This window comes from Thiorhodovibrio winogradskyi (assembly GCF_036208045.1).
GTDB lineage: Bacteria > Pseudomonadota > Gammaproteobacteria > Chromatiales > Chromatiaceae > Thiorhodovibrio > Thiorhodovibrio winogradskyi.
Genome location: NZ_CP121472.1, coordinates 3,648,656 through 3,666,179 on the forward strand (window position 1 = coordinate 3,648,656; position 17,524 = coordinate 3,666,179).

Here is a 17,524-nt window from a genome sequence, read left to right on the forward strand (position 1 = left end):
GAAGATTCGGGAATTATTAACGACAATTGGCGGGCCGATATTTAGCTGCCAAGTCGCCTCCTTTGCAGTCGACTGAAACGCCATCATTGTCGCCACTGACGAGATAAATAAATGTTTTGTCTTCAGTATCTGGTCCAAAATCATCAAGAGTATAGGTCAATGTTGAACCATTTGAACTCGTAGCAAATGCGATAGCTTTAATGTAATCGCTCTGTTCTGCTCTTGTGTTGATGCCAGCTTCGCTCGTAGATGCTGGCATGTTACCGGTGGAAAGGTAATATTCAGCAATGCTTGTGCGGGCAGCGCTTGCGATGACCATCACCTCACTGAACTTAGCGCGGATCGTGTAGTCTTGATAAGCAGGGATAGCAATCGCTGCCAAAATACCAATGATCGCCACCACGATCATGAGTTCGATTAGGGTAAAGCCTTGTTGGATTTGCTTACGCATGAGAATAACCTCTTCATTCAACGTTGAAAAAAAGAAACCCAAATTACTGATGAGTGACCGAGCCAGGTCCAGGAATCGGGCTTCGTGCTGGCTCGCGAGGCAGGATGCAGAGACCATGCCAACCCAAGAAACCATCGCAAAGTCCGCCGCAAGTCGCTCGAGAAAGCTTGCCGTTGCTCGGTTTTTTATCCCAGCGGTCCGCGACACGCGCGGCGTCGGCATGATTCAGAAAAAACCATAATAATAAGTCGGGATTAAATAAACAATCCCGACTAAATAATAAGGGATCGAAAAAACAATCCCGACTTAAACCGTCTGAAATAGCTGGCACAAATCCCGACTTGAATCTGTGGTGATGCCAAGTCATCTTACCCACCCCTGACATGCACAACGCCAAAACCAGGAACCAGGGATGCCGACCATCCACTTCGACACCGCCATGGCCATCACCGGCCTCGGTCGCACCAGCCTCTGGCGGCGCATCAGCACCACCCCGGATTCCAGCGAGACCGTTGTCCCTGCCAAGGGCCACAAGCGCACCCGCATTGACCTCGACAGCGCCCTAACCTGGGCCGGTCTGACGCTCAATGACGCGGACCGCGCCCTGATCACCGCCGCCGATGCCGGGGACGCCGCCGCCCAGCGCGAACTGGGCATGCTGTTTCTGGAGCTTTCGCTACCCGAGCGCGCCGCGCATTGGCTGCACCTGGCCGCCGCGCAAGGGGATGCCGATGCCATGCAGTGGCTTGGCAAGCTCTGTGCGCGCGGTGATGGCGTGGAACTGGACGAGGCACAAGCCATTGCATGGATTAAAAAAGCCGCCGAGGGTGGCCATATTATCGCGCAGCGGCAGGTGGCGGAGTTGGGTCTTTAGCACATTCGACCGGGTCAGTATCGATTCAGATCAGGCGGGGCGGGGCTTGCGATACCGACGATTCATTTCACAAGTTGATTGAATCTCGGCTGACGGCAGCGGCGACGAGGTATCCTTGGCGTTGGCGCCCATGGTGAAACAACGGAGATACTTTCCGATGAATCAAGCAATCAAGCAATCAAGCTGATTGTCGAACAACACCCAGATGGATTCGTGGCCTATCCACTCGGGATGAAAGGCATCATTGTGGTTCTTGGCGGTTTTTCCTCTTGACATCCGCGGCAAGAAGTGTCGATAGTGCGTATATCTAAACGATATACAGGAATGCCGTCATGCGTGATGCCGCAATCAACCTCAGAACCCTGCCCCAGCAAAGAGATCTTATTGATCAGGCGGCTGCGGCACTGGGAAAAAACCGCTCGGACTTCATGCTGGAAGCCGCCTGTGAGCGCGCTCAATCCGTGTTACTTGACCAAGTATTTTTCCGTCTGGATACGGACAAATTCGAGCAATTCCTTACTTTGATCGATGCCCCGCCCGCATCGAATCCAGGCATGGAACGCCTGATGGCCATCAAGGCACCTTGGGCTGACGAGTCCCAATGACCCATCGCCTCCTGCCGCCTCAGCCATTATCGGTCAATCACCACCTTGCGGATTTCTCCTGCGGTGAGTCGTTACTTGATGAGTGGCTGCGACGCCGGGCGCAGTCAAACCAGACCCTGGGAGCAACCCGAACCTTTGTGGTGACAACTGTCACCGGGCAGGTTATCGCCTATTACGCCCTGGCCGCTGGCGCTGTGTCGCATCAGGACGCGCCGGGGAAGATACGGCGAAACATGCCAGACCCCGTGCCGGTTTTGGTGCTCGCACGACTGGCCGTTGACCAAGGCTTCCAGGGACAGCGAATCGGGGGCGCCTTGCTGCAAGACGCAGTGCAACGTGCCATTTCGGTGGCTGAAAATATCGGCGTGCGTGCGCTACTTGTGCATGCGCTACACGAGCAAGCTGTTCAGTTCTACGCGCATTATAGCTAAATGGGGCCAGGTTCGCTTTAATTCCTGAGTCATCCAACCGAAAGCGACCCATCCCCATCTGATCCTGCCTGAACCCAGTCTTTACCTTCCAGCCCCCGATGGTTTGACCCGAGGAGGCTTTTTCGTGCGGTGCTCGGCGCGGAGCAATTAACAGCAGACCGAGAGGCATGAGACATGCTGAAGAGCTATGAAGCAACCCTGGATCATGGTCACATCGAATGGCAGGGCGAGCGCCCGGAGGTCCTCAAGGCACGCATTATCGTCACCATTCTCGAAGAACGCGGTTCGATCCGACCCCGTCGGAATACGCCTGCCTCGATTGCCGGTAAGGGCCGACTCTTGGGTGACATCGTGCAACCCCTCGACGACGACGCTATCGAGCATCAGCAAAAGATGGATCTCTATGATCGGCTCATGCGCGATTTGCGTGGTAAGGTCCGCATCGGACGCAAACTGACGCGGGAAGAGCTGAATGAGCGTTGAGACGTTCCTCGACACCTAACGTCTTTCTCTATCACCTCGACGATTCCGACCTTCGCAAGCATGACATCGCGGCGCGTTTGATCCGCGAGGCGATCGACACCGGGAATGCCTGCACCAGCTATCAGGTCGTTCAGGAGTGTTTGAGTGCAGGGTTGCGGAAAGCGCATATCCCGCTGGATGCCGAGCGAGCAAGGGATTATCTCGATACCGTCCTGGTCCCGTTGTGGTTCGGAAAAGGTTCCAGGTTCGCTTTAATTCGGCTGCAAGCCCCCGATTAGCTAAATGGGGCCAGAGTAGCTAAATGGGGCCAGGGTGGATTTAATTTCCTGCACCAACACAAATTTCAAATAGATCGGCGTGGGTTCCGGCGCGAACGAAGTTGATGGTCTTGCCCTCGACCTGGCCCTCGACCTAATAGATCAGTAGGAAGTCACCGCCGATGTGGCATTCCCGGTGATCGGCCCAGTCGACCTTGAGTGGGTGGTCCAGCCATTCAAACCCGAGCGGCGCATCCTTGGCAATGAGCAGAGCCGGTGACCATGCTGGTGGCGATGCGGCGCTTGAAGGTGCCGGAAGTACGGTGAGATGCATGCCCGGCTTACTGCACGGCGGCGGTACGGCAGCCAACCAGGCGTAGGCGTCAGCGCACAGCACAACATCGTCGGTAAGCTGCTCGAGCCGTTCCACATTGGTGATACGTTCAAGCAGCGGCTTGCTTTGTTCGGCGGCGGCCTCGCCAAAGCGACGGCGGATTAGGCGCGGCAGCGTGCGGCGGGTGCTTTCGATAGCGCCTTCTTGTGGCCTTCCCGGCGTGCCGCGTTCAGCAGTGTGACCTCATCAGTTTCATGACAGACACTGCGAACGGCTTTGGGATACATTAACTGCAATTCAGCTTGGCTGCGCTTTGCTTTTGAGTGCGGATACCACATCGGCCATTTCAGTAACCATCGTAAAGGCAACTTGCAGCGTGACAATCAATTCAGCAGTGGATAAACAATATTCATGACTGATTTGATGACGAATCTCTCGAATCTCCTGCCAGCGTCTTGTTGATGGAAGATAATTATTGCGTTCCAGCAGGTTCAAAATATCAATGACCGGGCGTGTTTCGACAGGTTCTTGCAAGGTTGCACACAAAACTGCCGAAACAGTTGGGTACTCTGACACCTGTATCAATGGCTGTCGATCCGCCACTTTGGTTAGTCTCGCAATGTGGGCCTGAATCAGCAATTGAAACGGGAATCGGAAGGCAAGAACGCGGCATCCAGAATCTCATCGAGCAGATAGGGGCAGCTTTCTGGAAAAGTCGCAACCGGCAGTCCGGTTTCATGACAGGCACTGCGAACAGCTTTGGGATAAATGAGCTGCAAGGCAGCGGGCATCGTCCCTCTCAAACTGGGGCTATCGAGCAGGATCGCTTCAATTTCATCGCGTTGATGGTCGATTGTTTTGAGCCAGCTTGTTCCCTGTCGCTCAGGCTGATATTGCCATTTCAGCAAATGCATCACCAATACCTGGAGTCGGCTGCGTAACTGTCGCAGATCGCGTTTCCCCATACTCTCCAGCTCCTCGGCAATATGCGCGGCATCAATCTCGGACAGCCGCCCGCGGCGCAATAGTTCGACATTGAGTGTGATCCACTCATGGAAATCAAGGTCATAATCGGCAGCGATGGACATATTGGTTTTCCAAAGCAATAATTGAGAAATTAAATGCACCAGATTCGCTTTTAATTTCGAGCTTATCCAAAGAAGCGCGTTAAAACAAAGACTTGCTCTCCAGCCACGAAGACCCCAGAGAAACTTTAGTCGGCAACACTGATCAATGGTTTTCGTACCAACGAATTAATTCAAAAGCTTGCCCTGACGCCAAACGATAAATTCGAAAAGCGGTCTCGTCGACCGTTAAGATACAACGCTGACCGATTTGATTCGCAAGCCAGACAAGTGCAGCGTCGGCAAAGTCGATATCTTGGTCGGCGTATTTGAAGATGTAGTCAGCGAGCACAGGGTAACTTTTAACCGGTATATCGACGACGTCCAGTCCTCCATTGGTCACCCAACCCAAGAGTGCAGTCTTCCCCTTGGCATTTAGGAAAAAACAGGTTTCTACGATAACCGGAGCGACAGTCAAGAGTGGCGATCTGTTGCGCTTCAAAAAATCGACGGCAGCATGATGCAAAGGGTCAGCGCGAATGTATAGCGCGACCAGAAAACATGTGTCAACAAGCAGATGAACCACGAAAATGTTCCCGCAATAAACCTTTGCTGTTACGAGCAATGTCTCCGGTCGTGGTTTGATCAGCGCCAAATCCATCCGCACCAAGTTCGTAAGCTGTAGGTTTCCTTGATTCGTCAAGGAGTCGCAGCAGCGCTTGCTCGATCGCCTGATTTTCCGAAAGTTGGTGTATATGACAATAGGCAATAAGCTGTGCTTGAAGGCGAGAGGAGAGTTGGATAGAAATTGTCACGAAACATTCCCCGTCAGGTCAGGTAAATTGAAAAAGCGAAAAAGGTACGACAGCATCAGATCATAAAACTGTCAATTCAATATTCCTTACTAGGAAAAAGGTTCCAGGCTCGAGTTTTTTCAGGCTCGAGTTTTTTAACCGTGGTGATCAGAAATGTCCGCCATTTTGAGCCGACAGGGGTGGCGCTGGTCAATCCCTTGACTGAGAAGTTGATATCGTGACCGGCCCCATTCTGCATGTGCATGTCTGACAACCCGTGACCAACAGCCTCGCCCGAGCAGCGCTGACCATGGAGGCACTCGAACGCGGAGACGCCGTCACGCCCTATTTCAGCATCGGCCTCGCGGACATGGGCGATCTGCTGGCCGTGCTGACGCCGCGCCGCTGGCAGGTGCTGCGTGTCTTGCGTGAACAGGGTTCGGCCTCCATCGCCGAACTCGCTGACCGACTCGGCGATGACGCGGACAGCCTCACCGAGGACATCGACACATTGAGAAAAAAGGAGAAAAAAGTGCCAGGCTCGAATTGTTTTCAATCCCTGACGCTTTTCTCACCAAACATCCACTTCAAAACCGCGGTTCAATCGGAGGTTAACCCATAAGCATTGAAATCAGCGAACGCGAGGCGATGGCCCAATTCCCCGCACTCATGGCACGCGCGGTCGCGAATCGTGAGGTCGTGATGGTTCGTCGTGTGGATGGCGCGGATGTGGACCTGATTGCCGCCGAGGAACTCGACAGTTTGCTGGAAACGGCACATCTGTTGCGCTCCCCGCGCAATGCCGAACGCTTGTTGCGCGCTTTGGAGCGCGCCCGCCGCGAGAGCCCAAGACCGGTCACATTGGAACCGGTCACGCTGGATAAGGTGCGGCTTTGATGTCGGCCTCAGCGAATGACATGACGCGTCTGGCGGTCTGCCATCCTGAGTTTCTTGATGACTTGCGGCACTGGGTGGCTGAAGATCGGCGCACGGCCAAGCGCCTGCTTGATTTCATGGATGCTTGCCTGCGCGATCCGTCTCGCGGCATCGGTAAACCCGAGCCATTGAAACATCTGGGTTCTGATGTCTGGTCACGGCGACTCACGCGCGAGCATCGCTGCGTATATTCGGTGCCTTCACTTGGCGTTTGCCGATGTTCTCGTGCCAAGGCTGAAGCAGGCGCACCATGAATGTCGCCTCGAGGATGTCGCGGTAGCCGCGTATGGTCGTGTCCGCGGCGCCGAATGACCGACGAAGCTCGGAGACATTGAGCAGCTGGCCATGATAATGCGCCAGCATCATCCAGAAGCGGCGCAGGGACTGTGGTGGAATGCTGATTCCTATCGCCGCGTGACCTCGGTGCCTGCCAATTGATCGGCGTACATTCGCGCTAATGTGGTCTTACCACACTGACGCGGGCCGAGCAGCGCGACGACCGGCTGGACCTTGAAGCGGGCGGCAATTTTCGCAAGGTATCGTTCGCGTTCCATGCTTGAAGATTCGCAGGTTGACACCGAAATTTCAAGCGTCGTCTTTAAGGCGAGCAGGGACTCACCGTCCTAGGAGCTTGCCCGAGAACTCGCGTCAGACACGCGGGCCGTTGGGACGGGTCGCTCTGGAAGTTTGGTGTTGCGATGGACATTTGCTTTGCAACAGTCGCCTACCGTAAAGTCTAGCCAAATCAGCTAGACAGGCCAAATCAGCTAAACAGGATTGAGCAATGCCAACCTCGACATGGTCTTTACAAGATGCCAAAAATCGCTTTAGTGCCGTGATTGACGCGGCTTTACTTGGCCAACCACAGTGGGTCACGCGACGCGGCAAGCCCGTCAGTGTCATCTTGTCTGTCGAGGCCTACGAACGATTACGGCAGTCCGAACAGGCCACCGCCACCTCGTTTTCTGCACTGCTGCTGCAATTGCCGCAGGATGACCAGGCGTTTGAGCGATTATCCGTTCAACAACGGGATGTGGAACTCTGATGTATCTGCTCGATACGGTCGTGTTGTCGGAATTGCGCCGCAAACAACGCAACCCCGGTGTGGTTGGCTGGATCTCAGCGCAGGCTTCAACCGACCTGTTCCTCAGTGTGGTGACCATCGGCGAGATCGAACGCGGTATCATGCAGCAACAAAAGCGCAATGCCGTGTTTGCGCTGGAACTCGGAAAATGGCTCGACCAGGTGCTTTCCCTTTACGCTGACCGGATTTTGCCCATTGATCGTTCGGTGGCACGGCGCTGGGGCAGGCTCTCGGCTAGGATTGGCCATGATGGAGCCGATCTCTTGATCGCGGCAACGGCACTGGAACAGGGCCTCACCGTGGTCACGCGAAATCTTTGCCACTTCGAACCGACGGGAGTGAGGGTGTTCAACCCCTTCACTGAATCGCACGGCTGAAGCGACGGAAAAAGGGTCCATATATGGCCCCATTTATCTCCATTTATCTCAACATCGAGCAATTTTGGGAAGAAAAAGGTTCCAGGCTCGAATTCTTTTTCGGCCAGGGTGTGGAGCTGGATAATGCCAACCATCCACTTCAAAACCGCGATGGCCATCACCAGTTTTAGCCGTGCCACCTTGTGGCGACGCATCAAGGATCATCCGGGCACGAGTGAAACCCTGGGTGAATCAAAGGGCCTCCGCCATACCCGCATCGACCTCGATAGCGCCCTTGCCTGGGCTGGCGCTGGAAGACGAAGATCGCGCCTTGATCCCCACCGCCGATGCTGGGGACGCCGCCGCCCAGCGCGAACTGGGCCTGCTGTTCCTGGCGCTTAGGCAACCCGAGCGCGCCGCGCATTGGCTGCACCTGGCCGCCGCGTAAGCGGATGCCGATGCCATTCAGTGGCTCGGCAAGCTCCATGCGCGCGGCGAGGGTGTGGAACTGGATGAGGCACAAGCCATTGCATGGATTGAAAAAGCCGCCGAGGGTGGCCACAGCATCGCGCAGCGGCAGGTGGCGGAGTTGGGGCTTTAGCGAACCCGACCGGGTCAGAATCGGCTCAGAATTGGCTCAGGCCAAGGGGGCTGAGATGTACAATCCACCGTTGTTTGGCTCTATCAAGACAGGAGATGCTTCATGCTGCAAACCCTGCGCAACGCCGATGGCTCGCTGGTGATGACTGTTCCCAAGGCGTTTGTCGATCAAAACCAACTCCACGATGGCTCGCAGGTTGAGTTTTATGTCCGTGGCACGACCATGACGATCAAAGTACCTGAGCGTCCGCGCTATCAACTCACTGAGTTGCTCGCTGAGATGCCCAACGGGTTGCCGCGTGTTGAAGGGTGGGACGAGATGCCAGCGCTTGGCTTGGAGCGTGGTTGATGCCCTACCTGCCCAATCGTGGCGACATTGTGCATCTGGACTTCGACCCATCGTCTGGTCGTGAAATGCAAGGTCCGCACTTTGGTCTCGTTGTCAGCGGCAAACTGTTTAACCAGCAGGGTATGGCGATCGGGGAAAAGGTTCCAGGCTCGAGTTTTTTCTCATGGTTCGCTCATTTTAGTGGCTGCATCATCGGATTCCACACACAGTTCTTGATAAACGCTCGCTGGGAATTCGCTCAGGTCAAGAATGCGCGACTGCACGCTGTTTAAACCAAACGGGTCAGAAACCAAACGGGTCAGGATGGAATTGTTTTCTAGGCAATGAATCAACTCGCAATCAATCGCCTAACGATGGCATCTAGTGTCGACCGCTCGCTACGCTCACGGCAGCTGAGCTTGGCGTTATGCGCCTTACAGTCCCGACTTGACTTGATACGTCATTGACGTATGATGATTTCTCATGGTCATTCTCGAAACGACAGTTTTCACCAAAATCGTTCGGTCATTGATGCCAGATGACGAATACCGGTAGCTTCAGAACCATCTGATCGAAACTCCTGAAGCGGGAGATCTTATCAAAGGAAGTGGAGGACTCAGAAAAGTCCGATGGAAACTTGAAGGTCGAGGAAAGCGGGGTGGTGTACGGGTTATCTATTACTGGGCAACAAGTGATTACCAAATATTTATGCTCTTCGCGTATACCAAAACTGAGCAAGAGGATTTAACAAAAGAACAGTTATCAGCGCTTAAAGAACTTGTCGAATCGGAGTTCGGGAAATGAAAGATGAATATTTCAATGAGTTAGTAGCCAGCATTGAGGAAGCTGGGAAGATCCGAAGAGGTGAGGCAACGCCTTCTCGTTCATTCGAGTTTCCAGAACCTGATGTTAAAGCAATCAGAGAGGGTATTGGTTTCTCCCAGTCAAAATTTGCAGCGTTAATCGGCGTAAATGTGCGTACATTGCAAAATTGGGAGCAGGGTCACCGGCATCCAACCGGTCCGGCTAAAGTGCTTTTGCGGCTGGTGCAGTCTGATCCAGCTTCGGTATTCAAGAATTTACATATAAATCACGCATAACAAGGCAAATCCAGCCGACCCGCGCCAATCAAAAGGAAAAAAAGGAAAAGGTTCCAAAGGAAAAGGTTCCAGGCTCGAATTCTTTTTCGGCCAGGGTGTGGAGATGGATAATGCCAACCATCCACTTCAAAACCGCGATGGCCATCACTGGTTTCAGCCGTGCCACCTTGTGGCGACGCATCAAGAATCATCCGGGCACGAGTGAAACCCTGGGTGAGTCAAAGGGCCTCCGCCATACCCGCATCGACCTCGACAGCGCCCTAGCCTGGGCCGGCCTGACGCTGGAAGACGAAGATCGCGCCCTGATCCCCGCCGCCGATGCCGGGGACGCCCCGGCCCAGCGCGAACTGGGCCTGCTGTTCCTGGAGCTTTCGCGACCTGATCGCGCCGCCCACTGGGAATTCCGGTGACAGTATACGGAACTCGTCAATCACGCAGTGGTTGGATGATCAGAGCCCTGCCCAGCAAAGAGATCTTATCGATCGGTAGAAAAAGGGTCCAGGCTCGAATTCTTTTTATGACAACCTGCCCTCTACTCTACCCATTTATCGCGCCATTTATCGCGACCGTGGTCACGCGAAATCTTTGCCACTTCGAACCGACGGGAGTGAGGGTGTTCAACCCCTTCACTGAATCGCACGGCTAAAGCGACGAAAAAAGGGTCCATATATGGCCCCATTTATCTCCATTTATCTCGATGTCAATGTTCAGTATCGAGCAATTTTGGGGGCACCGATCAATGCGCCGCGCCTTGCCGGACCAGTTCGGCCAACCCAATGGCCTCGATATTCTCGGCCAGCGGCAGGCGGCGCTCGCCAGGATAGACCACGATGAGTTGATCGAGCTTGAGCGTATCGATTGCCGCCCGCATTGAGCGGGTCGTGCGTGGGCTTGCGGTGTATTTGATCTCGTAACCAATCCGACGCCCCTCGTGAATGACCAGCAGGTCCAGCTCCGCGCCTGCGTGGGTGGCCCAAAACCAGACATCTTGCGCGTCAAGCTCGAGACCGCGGACAGTCTCCTCCAGTGCGAATCCCTCCCAGGATCCGCCGAGCTTGGGGTGATGCAGTAGCGCATCGTAGTCACTGATGCCGATTATCGTGTGTAGCAGTCCGGAATCGCGCAGGAACAGCTTCGGTGCCTTCACCTGGCGTTTGCCGATGTTCTCATGCCAAGGCTGCAGCAGGCGCACCATGAATGTCGCCTCGAGTATGTCGAGATAGCCGCGTATGGTCGTGTCCGCGGCGCCGAATGACCGACCAAGCTCGGAGAAATTGAGCAGCTGGCCATGATAATGCGCCAGCATCATCCAGAAGCGGCGCAGGGACTGTGGTGGAATGCTGATTCCTAGCGCCGGGAGGTCACGGTCAAGAAAGGTCGCGGCATAGTCCTTGCGCCATTGGCGACTCGCATCCTCGCTCGCGGCAAGGAAGGCGCGCGGGAAGCCGCCTCGCATCCAGAGGCGCTGCATGGATTCGGCGCCCGTCTCGCCCAGTTGGAAGGGTGTCAGCTCGAGGTGGCCGATGCGGCCCGCGAGGGTTTCCGACGACTGCCGGATGAGGTCGCGGGAGGCGCTACCGAGAATCAGGAAGCGCGCTGGATTCGCTGGCCGGTCCACCAGCACCCGTAGGATCGGAAACAGCTCCGGCACACGCTGGATCTCGTCGATGATGACAAGCCCTTTTCGGTCTTGCAGGATCAGCTTTGGCTCCGCCAAGGCCGCAAGATCGGTCGGGTCCTCCAGATCGAACCGCGTGACCTCGGTGCCTGCCAATTGATCGGCGTACATGCGCGCTAATGTGGTCTTACCACACTGACGCGGGCCGAGCAGCGCGACGACCGGCTGGACTTCGAAGCGGGCGGCAATTTTCGCAAGGTATCGTTCGCGTTCCATGCTTGAAGATTCGCAGGTTGACACCGAAATTTCAAGCGTCGTCTTTAAGGCGAGCAGGGACTCATTGAGGTATGAGGCCAGTGAGGTATGGGGCCAGGGTCGGTTTGTTTTTAATAATTCCGGCTCTCACACCCCCGCCAACCCCAACTCCTGCAAATACCCGTTATGCTCCTCCGCCGCCTCGGCCACGCGCTGGTCAATCTCGCGTAGGCGTTGATGCACGGCGGTCAGCATCGGTGATGGCCTGCATTTGGCCTTTAGCCGCAAACCTCCTCCTGGCCAAGAAGGTGAGCGCCTCGACGCGAACCGACTGGAAGCCGAACTGCACGGGCACGACCATAAGCCGGTCTACCTCTGCGGCCCCGATGAGTTCGACGAGACCATGAAAGACAGCCTGCTCGGCCTCGGCCTGCTTGTATCGAGGAAATATTCAGCGCTCATTTGCCTCCTCGCGATTAAAGTGATATCTCTCTAAATTGAGTCGAAACACCCCGAGCGGGGCAGGATTGGGCTTGCGTATGATCGCGTGCAGTTCGCTGAGGAGTGGTTGGTCCCCGGTCTTGGGATGTGGTTCCTCGCTGGTTGCGATACCGCGCTGTTCAGTTTCGAGGCCCAATCGAAAATAGTGGAGAAGATCCAGGATTTCGGCGAGTTTGCCGTCCGGTATTTCTTGAAGTTCTCGTCTTAGCTGTGCACGGATAGGGTTTGACCCATCCATTCGTACTTGTTCTCCGTGGTCGTAAAAAGTGCTGGCTTGGTTCATTTTTTCACGGTTGTGGCTGAGTGTGAATCGCTTACCTTCCAGCGTTTTTTGGCGGGATTGCTGGCATTCATTACTATGTATTTTGAGTTATAGCCCGGCACCGCTGGCAGACAACATGTGACGGGTACAACTCTAGGGGTTTGGGTGTTCGCGATCACCTCACCCACTCCGCCGACCAAACCTTCGTCTAGGCTAACACGATGAATGAACGGAGCCACCCACTAGCCGCCCGGGGTCGGTTTGTTTTCAGCTATCTTGGCGTAAAAGCTCGGGCCTAAAACCCATGAATCGGACACCGGCTTCAGCGTACCGTGCAAGCAGATTATAGGTCGGGATTATTAACCAGTGAAATATTATTGAGTCGCTTGCGTGCTTGCCGCGCGGTGTTGCACTATTGTGCTTTATGGGCTTCGCATCGGTTTATTTCTATCGTTCCAGCACCGGCCAGCGCAGGCAGGTGACCAGCACTTGCGGCAGGGCTCCCATGGTGATCACTGGATGATCCTCGGTGGGTTGATCTCAGCCGAAGCGCCACTGCCGGAGCCACTGGTTGCCGGCATGGCGGTCATGGCGCTCAATCTGTTACTCATTTGAGCATCTCGTATTCCTGGGCAATTCCTTCCAGCTGAACGCCTTCGGATTGGGTTTTCTGCCAAAGAGCCCGCTGGTGGATTTCCCCCAGGATTAGGGCAAATCCACCGCCACTGCCAAGCCCGAGCCTGTCCGTGCGCGCCGCGCCGCGGATTCTTACAGTTGGTGCGATCCCTGCATTCGGCAATGCCGAGAGCCATCGCCGAGCCGGCGCCATGCAGGAGTCCGAAATTCGTGTCATTCAAATCCCAACCCGTCTTCCGCACCAACTGGATGAAAGCCGCGGCTTTTGTCCCGGTCCTGGCGCCGCCGGCGGTTGTGCTCGCCGCCCTACTCGCCGCCCTGGTCACCGCCCCGGCCGCTTTACCGGCCAGCGAATCCTCTGAACAGAGCGACAACTCAACCAACGACCGCCCGCGCACCTTGGTTGAAGTAGCTCCGGTGGAGCGCGCGCGGGTCGAACGCCGCATCGAGGCCACCGGCACCCTGCGCGCGCCCGAGCAGCTGATGCTCAAGTCGCGCGGACGCGGTCGGGTGGCGGAGGTGCGCTTTCGCGAAGGCGAGGCGGTCGCGGCTGGCGATACCCTGCTGCGCCTGGAGCCTGATCGCGCCGAGGCGGCGGTGCAAGAGGCCGCCGCCGCGCTCAGCCAGGCCGAGAACGAACACGCGCGCTTGCAGGAATTGAGCGGACGCGATTTTGTCTCCACCCAGGAATTGGAACAAGCGGCAGCGGCCGCCGCCCAAGCGCGGGCCGCCTTGCGCGTGGCGCGCGAGGATCTGCACGACCGCACCCTCAGCGCCCCCTTTGACGGGGTAATCGGTGAGCGGCTGGTCAGCCCCGGCGAGTTACTGGAGCCCAACACCCCCATCGCGCGTTTGCAGCAGCTCGATCCGCTCGACTTGCAGTTGCAGGTGCCGGGCACCGCGCTCGGGCGAATCGCGCCCGGCGCCAAGGTGCGCGCCACCACACCCGCCTATCCCGACGCGCACTTCGACGGGGAGTTGCGCTTCATCGCCCCGCATGTGGACGACATCAGTCGCACCCTGAGACTCGAGGCGCGGCTTCCCAATCCCGAGCGGCGCCTGAAGCCGGGGCTGTTCATGCGCGCGGTGCTGATCACCGGCACGCAGGAGATTCTGCGAGTCCCCGAGGAGGCGGTGGTCGCGCGCGGGCCGGTCGAGCATCTGTTTGTTGTTCGCTCGGTTTCACCACCAGATCAAGAGAGCGAGGAATCGCGCTCAGCACAGCGCTTCCAAGTCGAACGGCGCACCCTCAGCACTGGCCTGCGCCGTGATGGCTGGGTTGAAATCCGCGACGGCGTCAGCGCGGGTGAGCGTGTCGTGGTTGCCGGGCTGCAAAGCCTGCGCGATGGACGCGCGGTGCGGATCAAGTCCGCCGAGGTCGAGCACGCCAACCCGGCGGAGGGCGAGTCATGAGATTGACCACCTTCGCCGTCACCCGCCCGGTGGCGGCCAGCGTGCTGTCGCTGCTGATTGTGCTCATCGGCACGGCGGCGGTGCTCAATTTGCCGGTGCGTGAGTATCCGAATGTCGATGATCCCACAGTGACCGTCGCCGTGCGCTACCCCGGCGCCTCGGCGGCGGTGGTGGAGCGCGAAGTCGGCAAGCCGATCGAGGAAGCGGTCAGCGGCATTGATGGGGTGCGCCAGATTCGCGTCAGTTCCCGCGATGGGCGCGCGCGCATCGAGGTGGAATTCTCCCTGGATCGCGACCTGGATTTGGCCGCCGTTGATGTACGCGAGCGCGTCGGCGCGGTGCGCGACACCTTGCCCGATCAGGCCGATGCCCCACGCATCACCCAGCGCTCGCTGAACGCCCAGGTGGTGATGTGGCTGGTGCTGACCAGCGAGACGCTCGATCGCCTGCAGCTCTCGGATCTGGCCGAGCGCCATCTGGTCGAGAGTCTCTCGACCGTCCCCGGCGTGGCGCGGGTGCTCTTTGGCGGCGAGCGCCGCTATGCGCTGCGCATTCACCTGGATGTCGCCAAGCTCAGCGCCCATGGGCTGACGGTGCTGGATGTGGAACGCGCCCTGCGCGCGCGCAATCTGGAACTGCCGGCCGGGCGGCTGGTCTCCGAGGGGCGCGAGATGACCCTGCGCACCCTCACCGAACTGAAACGCCCAGAGGCCTTCCGCGAGCTGATCCTGAGCGAGCGCGATGGCGCCTTGATTCGCCTCGGCGAGGTCGCCGAGATCGAATACGGCCCCGAGACCGAGCGCACCGCCGTGCGCCTGGATGGCGAGCCGGGCATTGGGCTGGGGATTGTGCGCCAGTCGGGCGCCAATCTGGTGGCGGTCTCCCATGGCGTGCGCGCCAAGCTGGAGCAGCTTCAGGCACGGCTGCCCGAGGCCGCGGCGCTGGATATTCCCTACGATGCCGCGACCTTCGTCGAGGCCTCCATCCGCCAGATTCTCTACACCCTGGCGCTGACCATCGGCCTGGTCATCGCGGTGGTCTTTGTCGCGCTCGGCTCCTGGCGCGCGACCCTGGTGCCGGCGCTGACCCTGCCGGCCTCGGTGGTCGGCGCCTTCATCCTGCTGTGGGCGCTGGGGTTCTCGATCAATGTGCTGACGCTGCTGGCGCTGATTCTGGCCATCGGGCTGCTGGTCGATGATGCCATCGTGGTCGGGGAGAATGTGTTTCGTTTCTCCGAGCAAGGCAAACCCCGGCTGCTGGCGGCGGATCTGGGCGCGGGCGAGGTGGCCTTCGCGGTCATCGCCACCACCACGGTGCTGCTGGCGGTGATCGCCCCGCTCGGCTTTCTCGGCGGCGATGCCGGGCGGCTGTTTGGCGAGTTCGCCGCTGGATTGGGTGGCGCGCTCGCGCTGTCCTCCGTGGTGGCGCTGACCGCCGGGGTCAGTGTGGCGGCGCGGCTGATCGATGCCGAGCGCATCGCCGACAGTGCGCTGCGCGCGCGCGTCGGCGGGCTGATCGAGCGGCTCGGCGACGGTTATCTGCGCCTCCTCGGCGCGACGCTCAAGACGCGCTGGCTGGTGCTGGCGGTGGCGCTCGGGCTGCTTATCGCCCTGGTCGGACTCTATCGCGAACTGCCGCGCGAGCTGTCCCCGCGCGAGGATCGTGGGGCGATTTTCATCCCGGTCAACGCGCCCGAGGGGACGACCCTGAGCGGGATGCTCGCGCTGCTCGATGAGATCGAAGGATTGACGCAGCCGCTGCTCGGCCCCGACGGACCGGGGCGGCATGTGATTTCCCTGGTCGCCCCGCGCAGCGAGGGTCAGGGGCCGGTCAATTCCGGCATTGTCATTCTCAAGCTCAAGGACTGGGATGAGCGCGCGCTCAGTCAGTTTGAGGTCACCGAGCAACTGCAGCCCAAGCTGGCGAGCGTGGCCGGGGCACAGGCCTTCGCGATCAACCCGCCCAGTCTGGGGGGCGGCAGTTTCGAGCCGCCGGTGCAAATGGCCTTGACCGGGGCAGATCTCGAGGAAGTGCATGCCCTGGCCCAACAGGTGCTGGCCGAGGCGCGGGAGATGCCGCGCATCGCCCAGGCGCGCCTGGATTATCAGCCAAGCAATCCACAGTTGCGCCTTGAGGTCGATCGCGAGCGCGCCGCCGCGCTGGGGGTGTCGCTGGCCGATATCGGGCGCAGCCTGCGAATTCTGATGGGCGGCGAGGACATCACCGACTTCTCCATCGATGCCGAGACCTACGAGGTGATGGTGCGCGCGCGTGAAGCTGATCGCGCCGTGCCCGAGGATCTGGAGCGCATCGAGGTGCGCGCGCAGGATGGCACCCTGGTACGGCTGTCCGGGTTGATCGACACCGAATTGGTCGGGCGCGCCGCCGAGCGCATGCGCATCGACCGACGCGCGGCGGTGACGCTCAAGGCGTCCCTGGCCGGCGGCGCGGCGCTCGGTGATGTGCTCGATGAACTGGAAGCCCGGGCCAAGCCGCTGCTGCCCGCCGATGTCGAGATTCGCTGGCTGTCGGTCAGTCAGGATTATCAGCGCTCGGCCCAGGCCTTCTTGCTGGCCTTCACGCTGGCGCTGGGGATCGTCTACCTGGTGCTGGCCGCGCAGTTCGAGAGCTTCATTCAGCCCGTGGTGTTGCTGGCCGGCGTGCCGCTGGCGCTGCTCGGCGCCTTGATGGCGCTGTGGCTGGGCGGCGGCTCGATCAATCTCTATGCGCAGATCGGTTTCATTCTGGCCATCGGGCTGATGGCGAAGAATGCCATCTTGCTGGTGGAGTTCGTCAATCAGCTGCGCGACCGTGGCGAGGCGCTGGAGCAGGCGCTGACCCAAGCCGCGCGGGTGCGCTTTCGGCCCATCCTGATGACCTCCATCGCCACCCTGTTCGGCGCCCTGCCCTTGGCACTCGCGGTTGGCCCCGGCGCCGAGAGCCGACGCATCATCGGCCTGACCATTGTCGGCGGCATCCTGGCCGCAACGGTGCTGACGCTGTTTTTGGTGCCGGTGCTCTATCGGCTGATCGCACGGCGCACCCGAGCGCGCGCGGGGCTGGCGCGGGAATTGGCAAGGCAGCGGGACGAGGCGGATGCGCCATCGGTCGGTTGAGGGCGATGCTGAACGCCAACACGCCA

At 58.4% G+C, this 17,524-nt stretch carries 31 protein-coding genes; 21 read left to right on the top strand and 10 right to left on the bottom strand.

Going from position 1 to position 17,524, the window contains the following annotated elements:
- Positions 1-16 precede the first annotated feature (16 nt).
- A complete protein-coding gene (locus Thiowin_RS16625) occupies positions 17-673 on the bottom strand; it encodes a pilin (protein WP_328984091.1) in 657 nt (218 codons plus the stop codon).
- Between the two features lie 190 nt (positions 674-863).
- On the opposite strand from Thiowin_RS16625, the gene Thiowin_RS16630 reads away from it, so the two are divergent.
- The 5 genes from Thiowin_RS16630 (at position 864) to Thiowin_RS16650 (ending at position 3,122) form a co-directional block, all read left to right on the top strand.
- Entirely contained in the window at positions 864-1,325 is a 462-nt protein-coding gene (locus Thiowin_RS16630) for a tetratricopeptide repeat protein (protein ID WP_328984092.1), read from the top strand.
- 332 nt (positions 1,326-1,657) lie between these two features.
- Complete coding sequence (locus Thiowin_RS16635; RefSeq protein ID WP_328984093.1) at positions 1,658-1,930, top strand: type II toxin-antitoxin system TacA family antitoxin; 273 nt, start codon at positions 1,658-1,660, stop codon at positions 1,928-1,930.
- Positions 1,927-2,361 carry a GNAT family N-acetyltransferase gene (locus tag Thiowin_RS16640; RefSeq protein WP_328984094.1) on the top strand — a complete coding sequence of 145 codons (435 nt, stop codon included), beginning with the start codon at positions 1,927-1,929 and terminating at the stop codon, positions 2,359-2,361. Before Thiowin_RS16635 ends, Thiowin_RS16640 begins: the two co-directional genes overlap by 4 nt.
- Positions 2,362-2,535: 174 nt before the next feature.
- Positions 2,536-2,844 carry a hypothetical protein gene (locus Thiowin_RS16645; protein ID WP_328984095.1) on the top strand — a complete coding sequence of 103 codons (309 nt, stop codon included), beginning with the start codon at positions 2,536-2,538 and terminating at the stop codon, positions 2,842-2,844.
- Positions 2,841-3,122 (top strand): hypothetical protein, encoded by a 282-nt coding sequence (locus tag Thiowin_RS16650; protein WP_328984096.1) that lies wholly within the window; start codon positions 2,841-2,843, stop codon positions 3,120-3,122. The genes Thiowin_RS16645 and Thiowin_RS16650 overlap by 4 nt, the downstream gene beginning before the upstream one ends.
- Positions 3,123-3,255: 133 nt before the next feature.
- On the opposite strand, the gene Thiowin_RS16655 is transcribed toward Thiowin_RS16650, so the two are convergent.
- The 5 genes from Thiowin_RS16655 to Thiowin_RS16675 form a co-directional block, all read right to left on the bottom strand.
- Positions 3,256-3,435 (bottom strand): type II toxin-antitoxin system mRNA interferase toxin, RelE/StbE family, encoded by a 180-nt coding sequence (locus tag Thiowin_RS16655; RefSeq protein ID WP_328984097.1) that lies wholly within the window; start codon positions 3,433-3,435, stop codon positions 3,256-3,258.
- Positions 3,436-3,732: 297 nt separating this feature from the next.
- Positions 3,733-4,074, bottom strand: a complete 342-nt coding sequence (locus Thiowin_RS16660; RefSeq protein WP_328984098.1) for a hypothetical protein — start codon at positions 4,072-4,074, stop codon at positions 3,733-3,735.
- Entirely contained in the window at positions 4,068-4,562 is a 495-nt protein-coding gene (locus Thiowin_RS16665; RefSeq protein ID WP_328984099.1) for a DUF29 domain-containing protein, read from the bottom strand. The genes Thiowin_RS16660 and Thiowin_RS16665 overlap by 7 nt, the downstream gene beginning before the upstream one ends.
- Before the next feature lie 103 nt (positions 4,563-4,665).
- On the bottom strand, positions 4,666-5,085 hold the full coding sequence (locus Thiowin_RS16670; protein ID WP_328984100.1) for a type II toxin-antitoxin system VapC family toxin: 420 nt from the start codon (positions 5,083-5,085) through the stop codon (positions 4,666-4,668).
- Positions 5,066-5,314 (bottom strand): hypothetical protein, encoded by a 249-nt coding sequence (locus tag Thiowin_RS16675; protein ID WP_328984101.1) that lies wholly within the window; start codon positions 5,312-5,314, stop codon positions 5,066-5,068. The genes Thiowin_RS16670 and Thiowin_RS16675 overlap by 20 nt, the downstream gene beginning before the upstream one ends.
- A 256-nt stretch (positions 5,315-5,570) precedes the next feature.
- Between Thiowin_RS16675 and Thiowin_RS16680 the strand changes: the two genes are divergently transcribed.
- On the top strand, positions 5,571-5,915 hold the full coding sequence (locus tag Thiowin_RS16680) for an HVO_A0114 family putative DNA-binding protein (protein WP_328984102.1): 345 nt from the start codon (positions 5,571-5,573) through the stop codon (positions 5,913-5,915).
- A 26-nt stretch (positions 5,916-5,941) separates the two neighbouring features.
- Positions 5,942-6,190 carry a type II toxin-antitoxin system Phd/YefM family antitoxin gene (locus Thiowin_RS16685; RefSeq protein ID WP_408034095.1) on the top strand — a complete coding sequence of 83 codons (249 nt, stop codon included), beginning with the start codon at positions 5,942-5,944 and terminating at the stop codon, positions 6,188-6,190.
- Between the two features lie 8 nt (positions 6,191-6,198).
- On the opposite strand, the gene Thiowin_RS16690 is transcribed toward Thiowin_RS16685, so the two are convergent.
- Positions 6,199-6,366 carry a hypothetical protein gene (locus tag Thiowin_RS16690; RefSeq protein WP_328988198.1) on the bottom strand — a complete coding sequence of 56 codons (168 nt, stop codon included), beginning with the start codon at positions 6,364-6,366 and terminating at the stop codon, positions 6,199-6,201.
- Between Thiowin_RS16690 and Thiowin_RS16695 the strand changes: the two genes are divergently transcribed.
- On the top strand, positions 6,295-6,483 hold the full coding sequence (locus Thiowin_RS16695) for a Txe/YoeB family addiction module toxin (RefSeq protein WP_328988108.1): 189 nt from the start codon (positions 6,295-6,297) through the stop codon (positions 6,481-6,483). The genes Thiowin_RS16690 and Thiowin_RS16695 overlap by 72 nt on opposite strands.
- On the opposite strand, the gene Thiowin_RS16700 is transcribed toward Thiowin_RS16695, so the two are convergent.
- Positions 6,395-6,595, bottom strand: a complete 201-nt coding sequence (locus Thiowin_RS16700; RefSeq protein WP_328988199.1) for a DUF4143 domain-containing protein — start codon at positions 6,593-6,595, stop codon at positions 6,395-6,397. The genes Thiowin_RS16695 and Thiowin_RS16700 overlap by 89 nt on opposite strands.
- Before the next feature lie 418 nt (positions 6,596-7,013).
- Between Thiowin_RS16700 and Thiowin_RS16705 the strand changes: the two genes are divergently transcribed.
- The 10 genes from Thiowin_RS16705 (at position 7,014) to Thiowin_RS16745 (ending at position 10,107) form a co-directional block, all read left to right on the top strand.
- Entirely contained in the window at positions 7,014-7,274 is a 261-nt protein-coding gene (locus Thiowin_RS16705) for a type II toxin-antitoxin system Phd/YefM family antitoxin (RefSeq protein ID WP_328984103.1), read from the top strand.
- Positions 7,274-7,690: a type II toxin-antitoxin system VapC family toxin gene (locus tag Thiowin_RS16710; RefSeq protein WP_328984104.1), complete on the top strand. Its 417-nt coding sequence runs from the start codon at positions 7,274-7,276 to the stop codon at positions 7,688-7,690. The genes Thiowin_RS16705 and Thiowin_RS16710 overlap by 1 nt, the downstream gene beginning before the upstream one ends.
- 23 nt (positions 7,691-7,713) lie before the next feature.
- Positions 7,714-7,860 carry a hypothetical protein gene (locus Thiowin_RS16715; RefSeq protein ID WP_328984105.1) on the top strand — a complete coding sequence of 49 codons (147 nt, stop codon included), beginning with the start codon at positions 7,714-7,716 and terminating at the stop codon, positions 7,858-7,860.
- A gap of 56 nt (positions 7,861-7,916) precedes the next feature.
- Positions 7,917-8,117: a hypothetical protein gene (locus Thiowin_RS16720; RefSeq protein WP_328984106.1), complete on the top strand. Its 201-nt coding sequence runs from the start codon at positions 7,917-7,919 to the stop codon at positions 8,115-8,117.
- Between the two features lie 54 nt (positions 8,118-8,171).
- Positions 8,172-8,270: a hypothetical protein gene (locus tag Thiowin_RS25400; RefSeq protein WP_408034096.1), complete on the top strand. Its 99-nt coding sequence runs from the start codon at positions 8,172-8,174 to the stop codon at positions 8,268-8,270.
- A 102-nt stretch (positions 8,271-8,372) separates the two neighbouring features.
- Positions 8,373-8,618, top strand: a complete 246-nt coding sequence (locus Thiowin_RS16725; RefSeq protein WP_328984107.1) for an AbrB/MazE/SpoVT family DNA-binding domain-containing protein — start codon at positions 8,373-8,375, stop codon at positions 8,616-8,618.
- Positions 8,618-8,890: a type II toxin-antitoxin system PemK/MazF family toxin gene (locus Thiowin_RS16730; RefSeq protein WP_328984108.1), complete on the top strand. Its 273-nt coding sequence runs from the start codon at positions 8,618-8,620 to the stop codon at positions 8,888-8,890. Before Thiowin_RS16725 ends, Thiowin_RS16730 begins: the two co-directional genes overlap by 1 nt.
- Before the next feature lie 304 nt (positions 8,891-9,194).
- The gene (locus tag Thiowin_RS16735; RefSeq protein ID WP_328988109.1) at positions 9,195-9,401 is read left to right on the top strand and encodes a type II toxin-antitoxin system RelE/ParE family toxin; all 207 of its coding nucleotides are present in this window, start codon (positions 9,195-9,197) and stop codon (positions 9,399-9,401) included.
- Positions 9,398-9,697, top strand: a complete 300-nt coding sequence (gene nadS, locus Thiowin_RS16740) for a NadS family protein (protein WP_328984109.1) — start codon at positions 9,398-9,400, stop codon at positions 9,695-9,697. The genes Thiowin_RS16735 and nadS overlap by 4 nt, the downstream gene beginning before the upstream one ends.
- A gap of 110 nt (positions 9,698-9,807) precedes the next feature.
- Complete coding sequence (locus Thiowin_RS16745) at positions 9,808-10,107, top strand: hypothetical protein (RefSeq protein ID WP_328984110.1); 300 nt, start codon at positions 9,808-9,810, stop codon at positions 10,105-10,107.
- 326 nt (positions 10,108-10,433) lie between these two features.
- Here Thiowin_RS16745 and Thiowin_RS16750 read toward each other — a convergent pair whose 3' ends face one another.
- Together Thiowin_RS16750 and Thiowin_RS16755 are read right to left on the bottom strand one after the other, a co-directional pair.
- On the bottom strand, positions 10,434-11,591 hold the full coding sequence (locus Thiowin_RS16750; RefSeq protein ID WP_328984111.1) for an ATP-binding protein: 1,158 nt from the start codon (positions 11,589-11,591) through the stop codon (positions 10,434-10,436).
- A 430-nt stretch (positions 11,592-12,021) separates the two neighbouring features.
- Positions 12,022-12,354 carry a hypothetical protein gene (locus Thiowin_RS16755; RefSeq protein WP_328984112.1) on the bottom strand — a complete coding sequence of 111 codons (333 nt, stop codon included), beginning with the start codon at positions 12,352-12,354 and terminating at the stop codon, positions 12,022-12,024.
- Positions 12,355-12,822: 468 nt separating this feature from the next.
- Here Thiowin_RS16755 and Thiowin_RS16760 point away from each other — a divergent pair, with 468 nt between their 5' ends.
- The 3 genes from Thiowin_RS16760 (at position 12,823) to Thiowin_RS16770 (ending at position 17,498) form a co-directional block, all read left to right on the top strand.
- The gene (locus Thiowin_RS16760) at positions 12,823-12,948 is read left to right on the top strand and encodes a hypothetical protein (protein ID WP_328984113.1); all 126 of its coding nucleotides are present in this window, start codon (positions 12,823-12,825) and stop codon (positions 12,946-12,948) included.
- Between the two features lie 231 nt (positions 12,949-13,179).
- Complete coding sequence (locus Thiowin_RS16765) at positions 13,180-14,382, top strand: efflux RND transporter periplasmic adaptor subunit (RefSeq protein ID WP_328984114.1); 1,203 nt, start codon at positions 13,180-13,182, stop codon at positions 14,380-14,382.
- Positions 14,379-17,498 carry an efflux RND transporter permease subunit gene (locus Thiowin_RS16770; protein WP_328984115.1) on the top strand — a complete coding sequence of 1,040 codons (3,120 nt, stop codon included), beginning with the start codon at positions 14,379-14,381 and terminating at the stop codon, positions 17,496-17,498. Before Thiowin_RS16765 ends, Thiowin_RS16770 begins: the two co-directional genes overlap by 4 nt.
- The last annotated feature ends 26 nt before the right edge of the window (positions 17,499-17,524 follow it).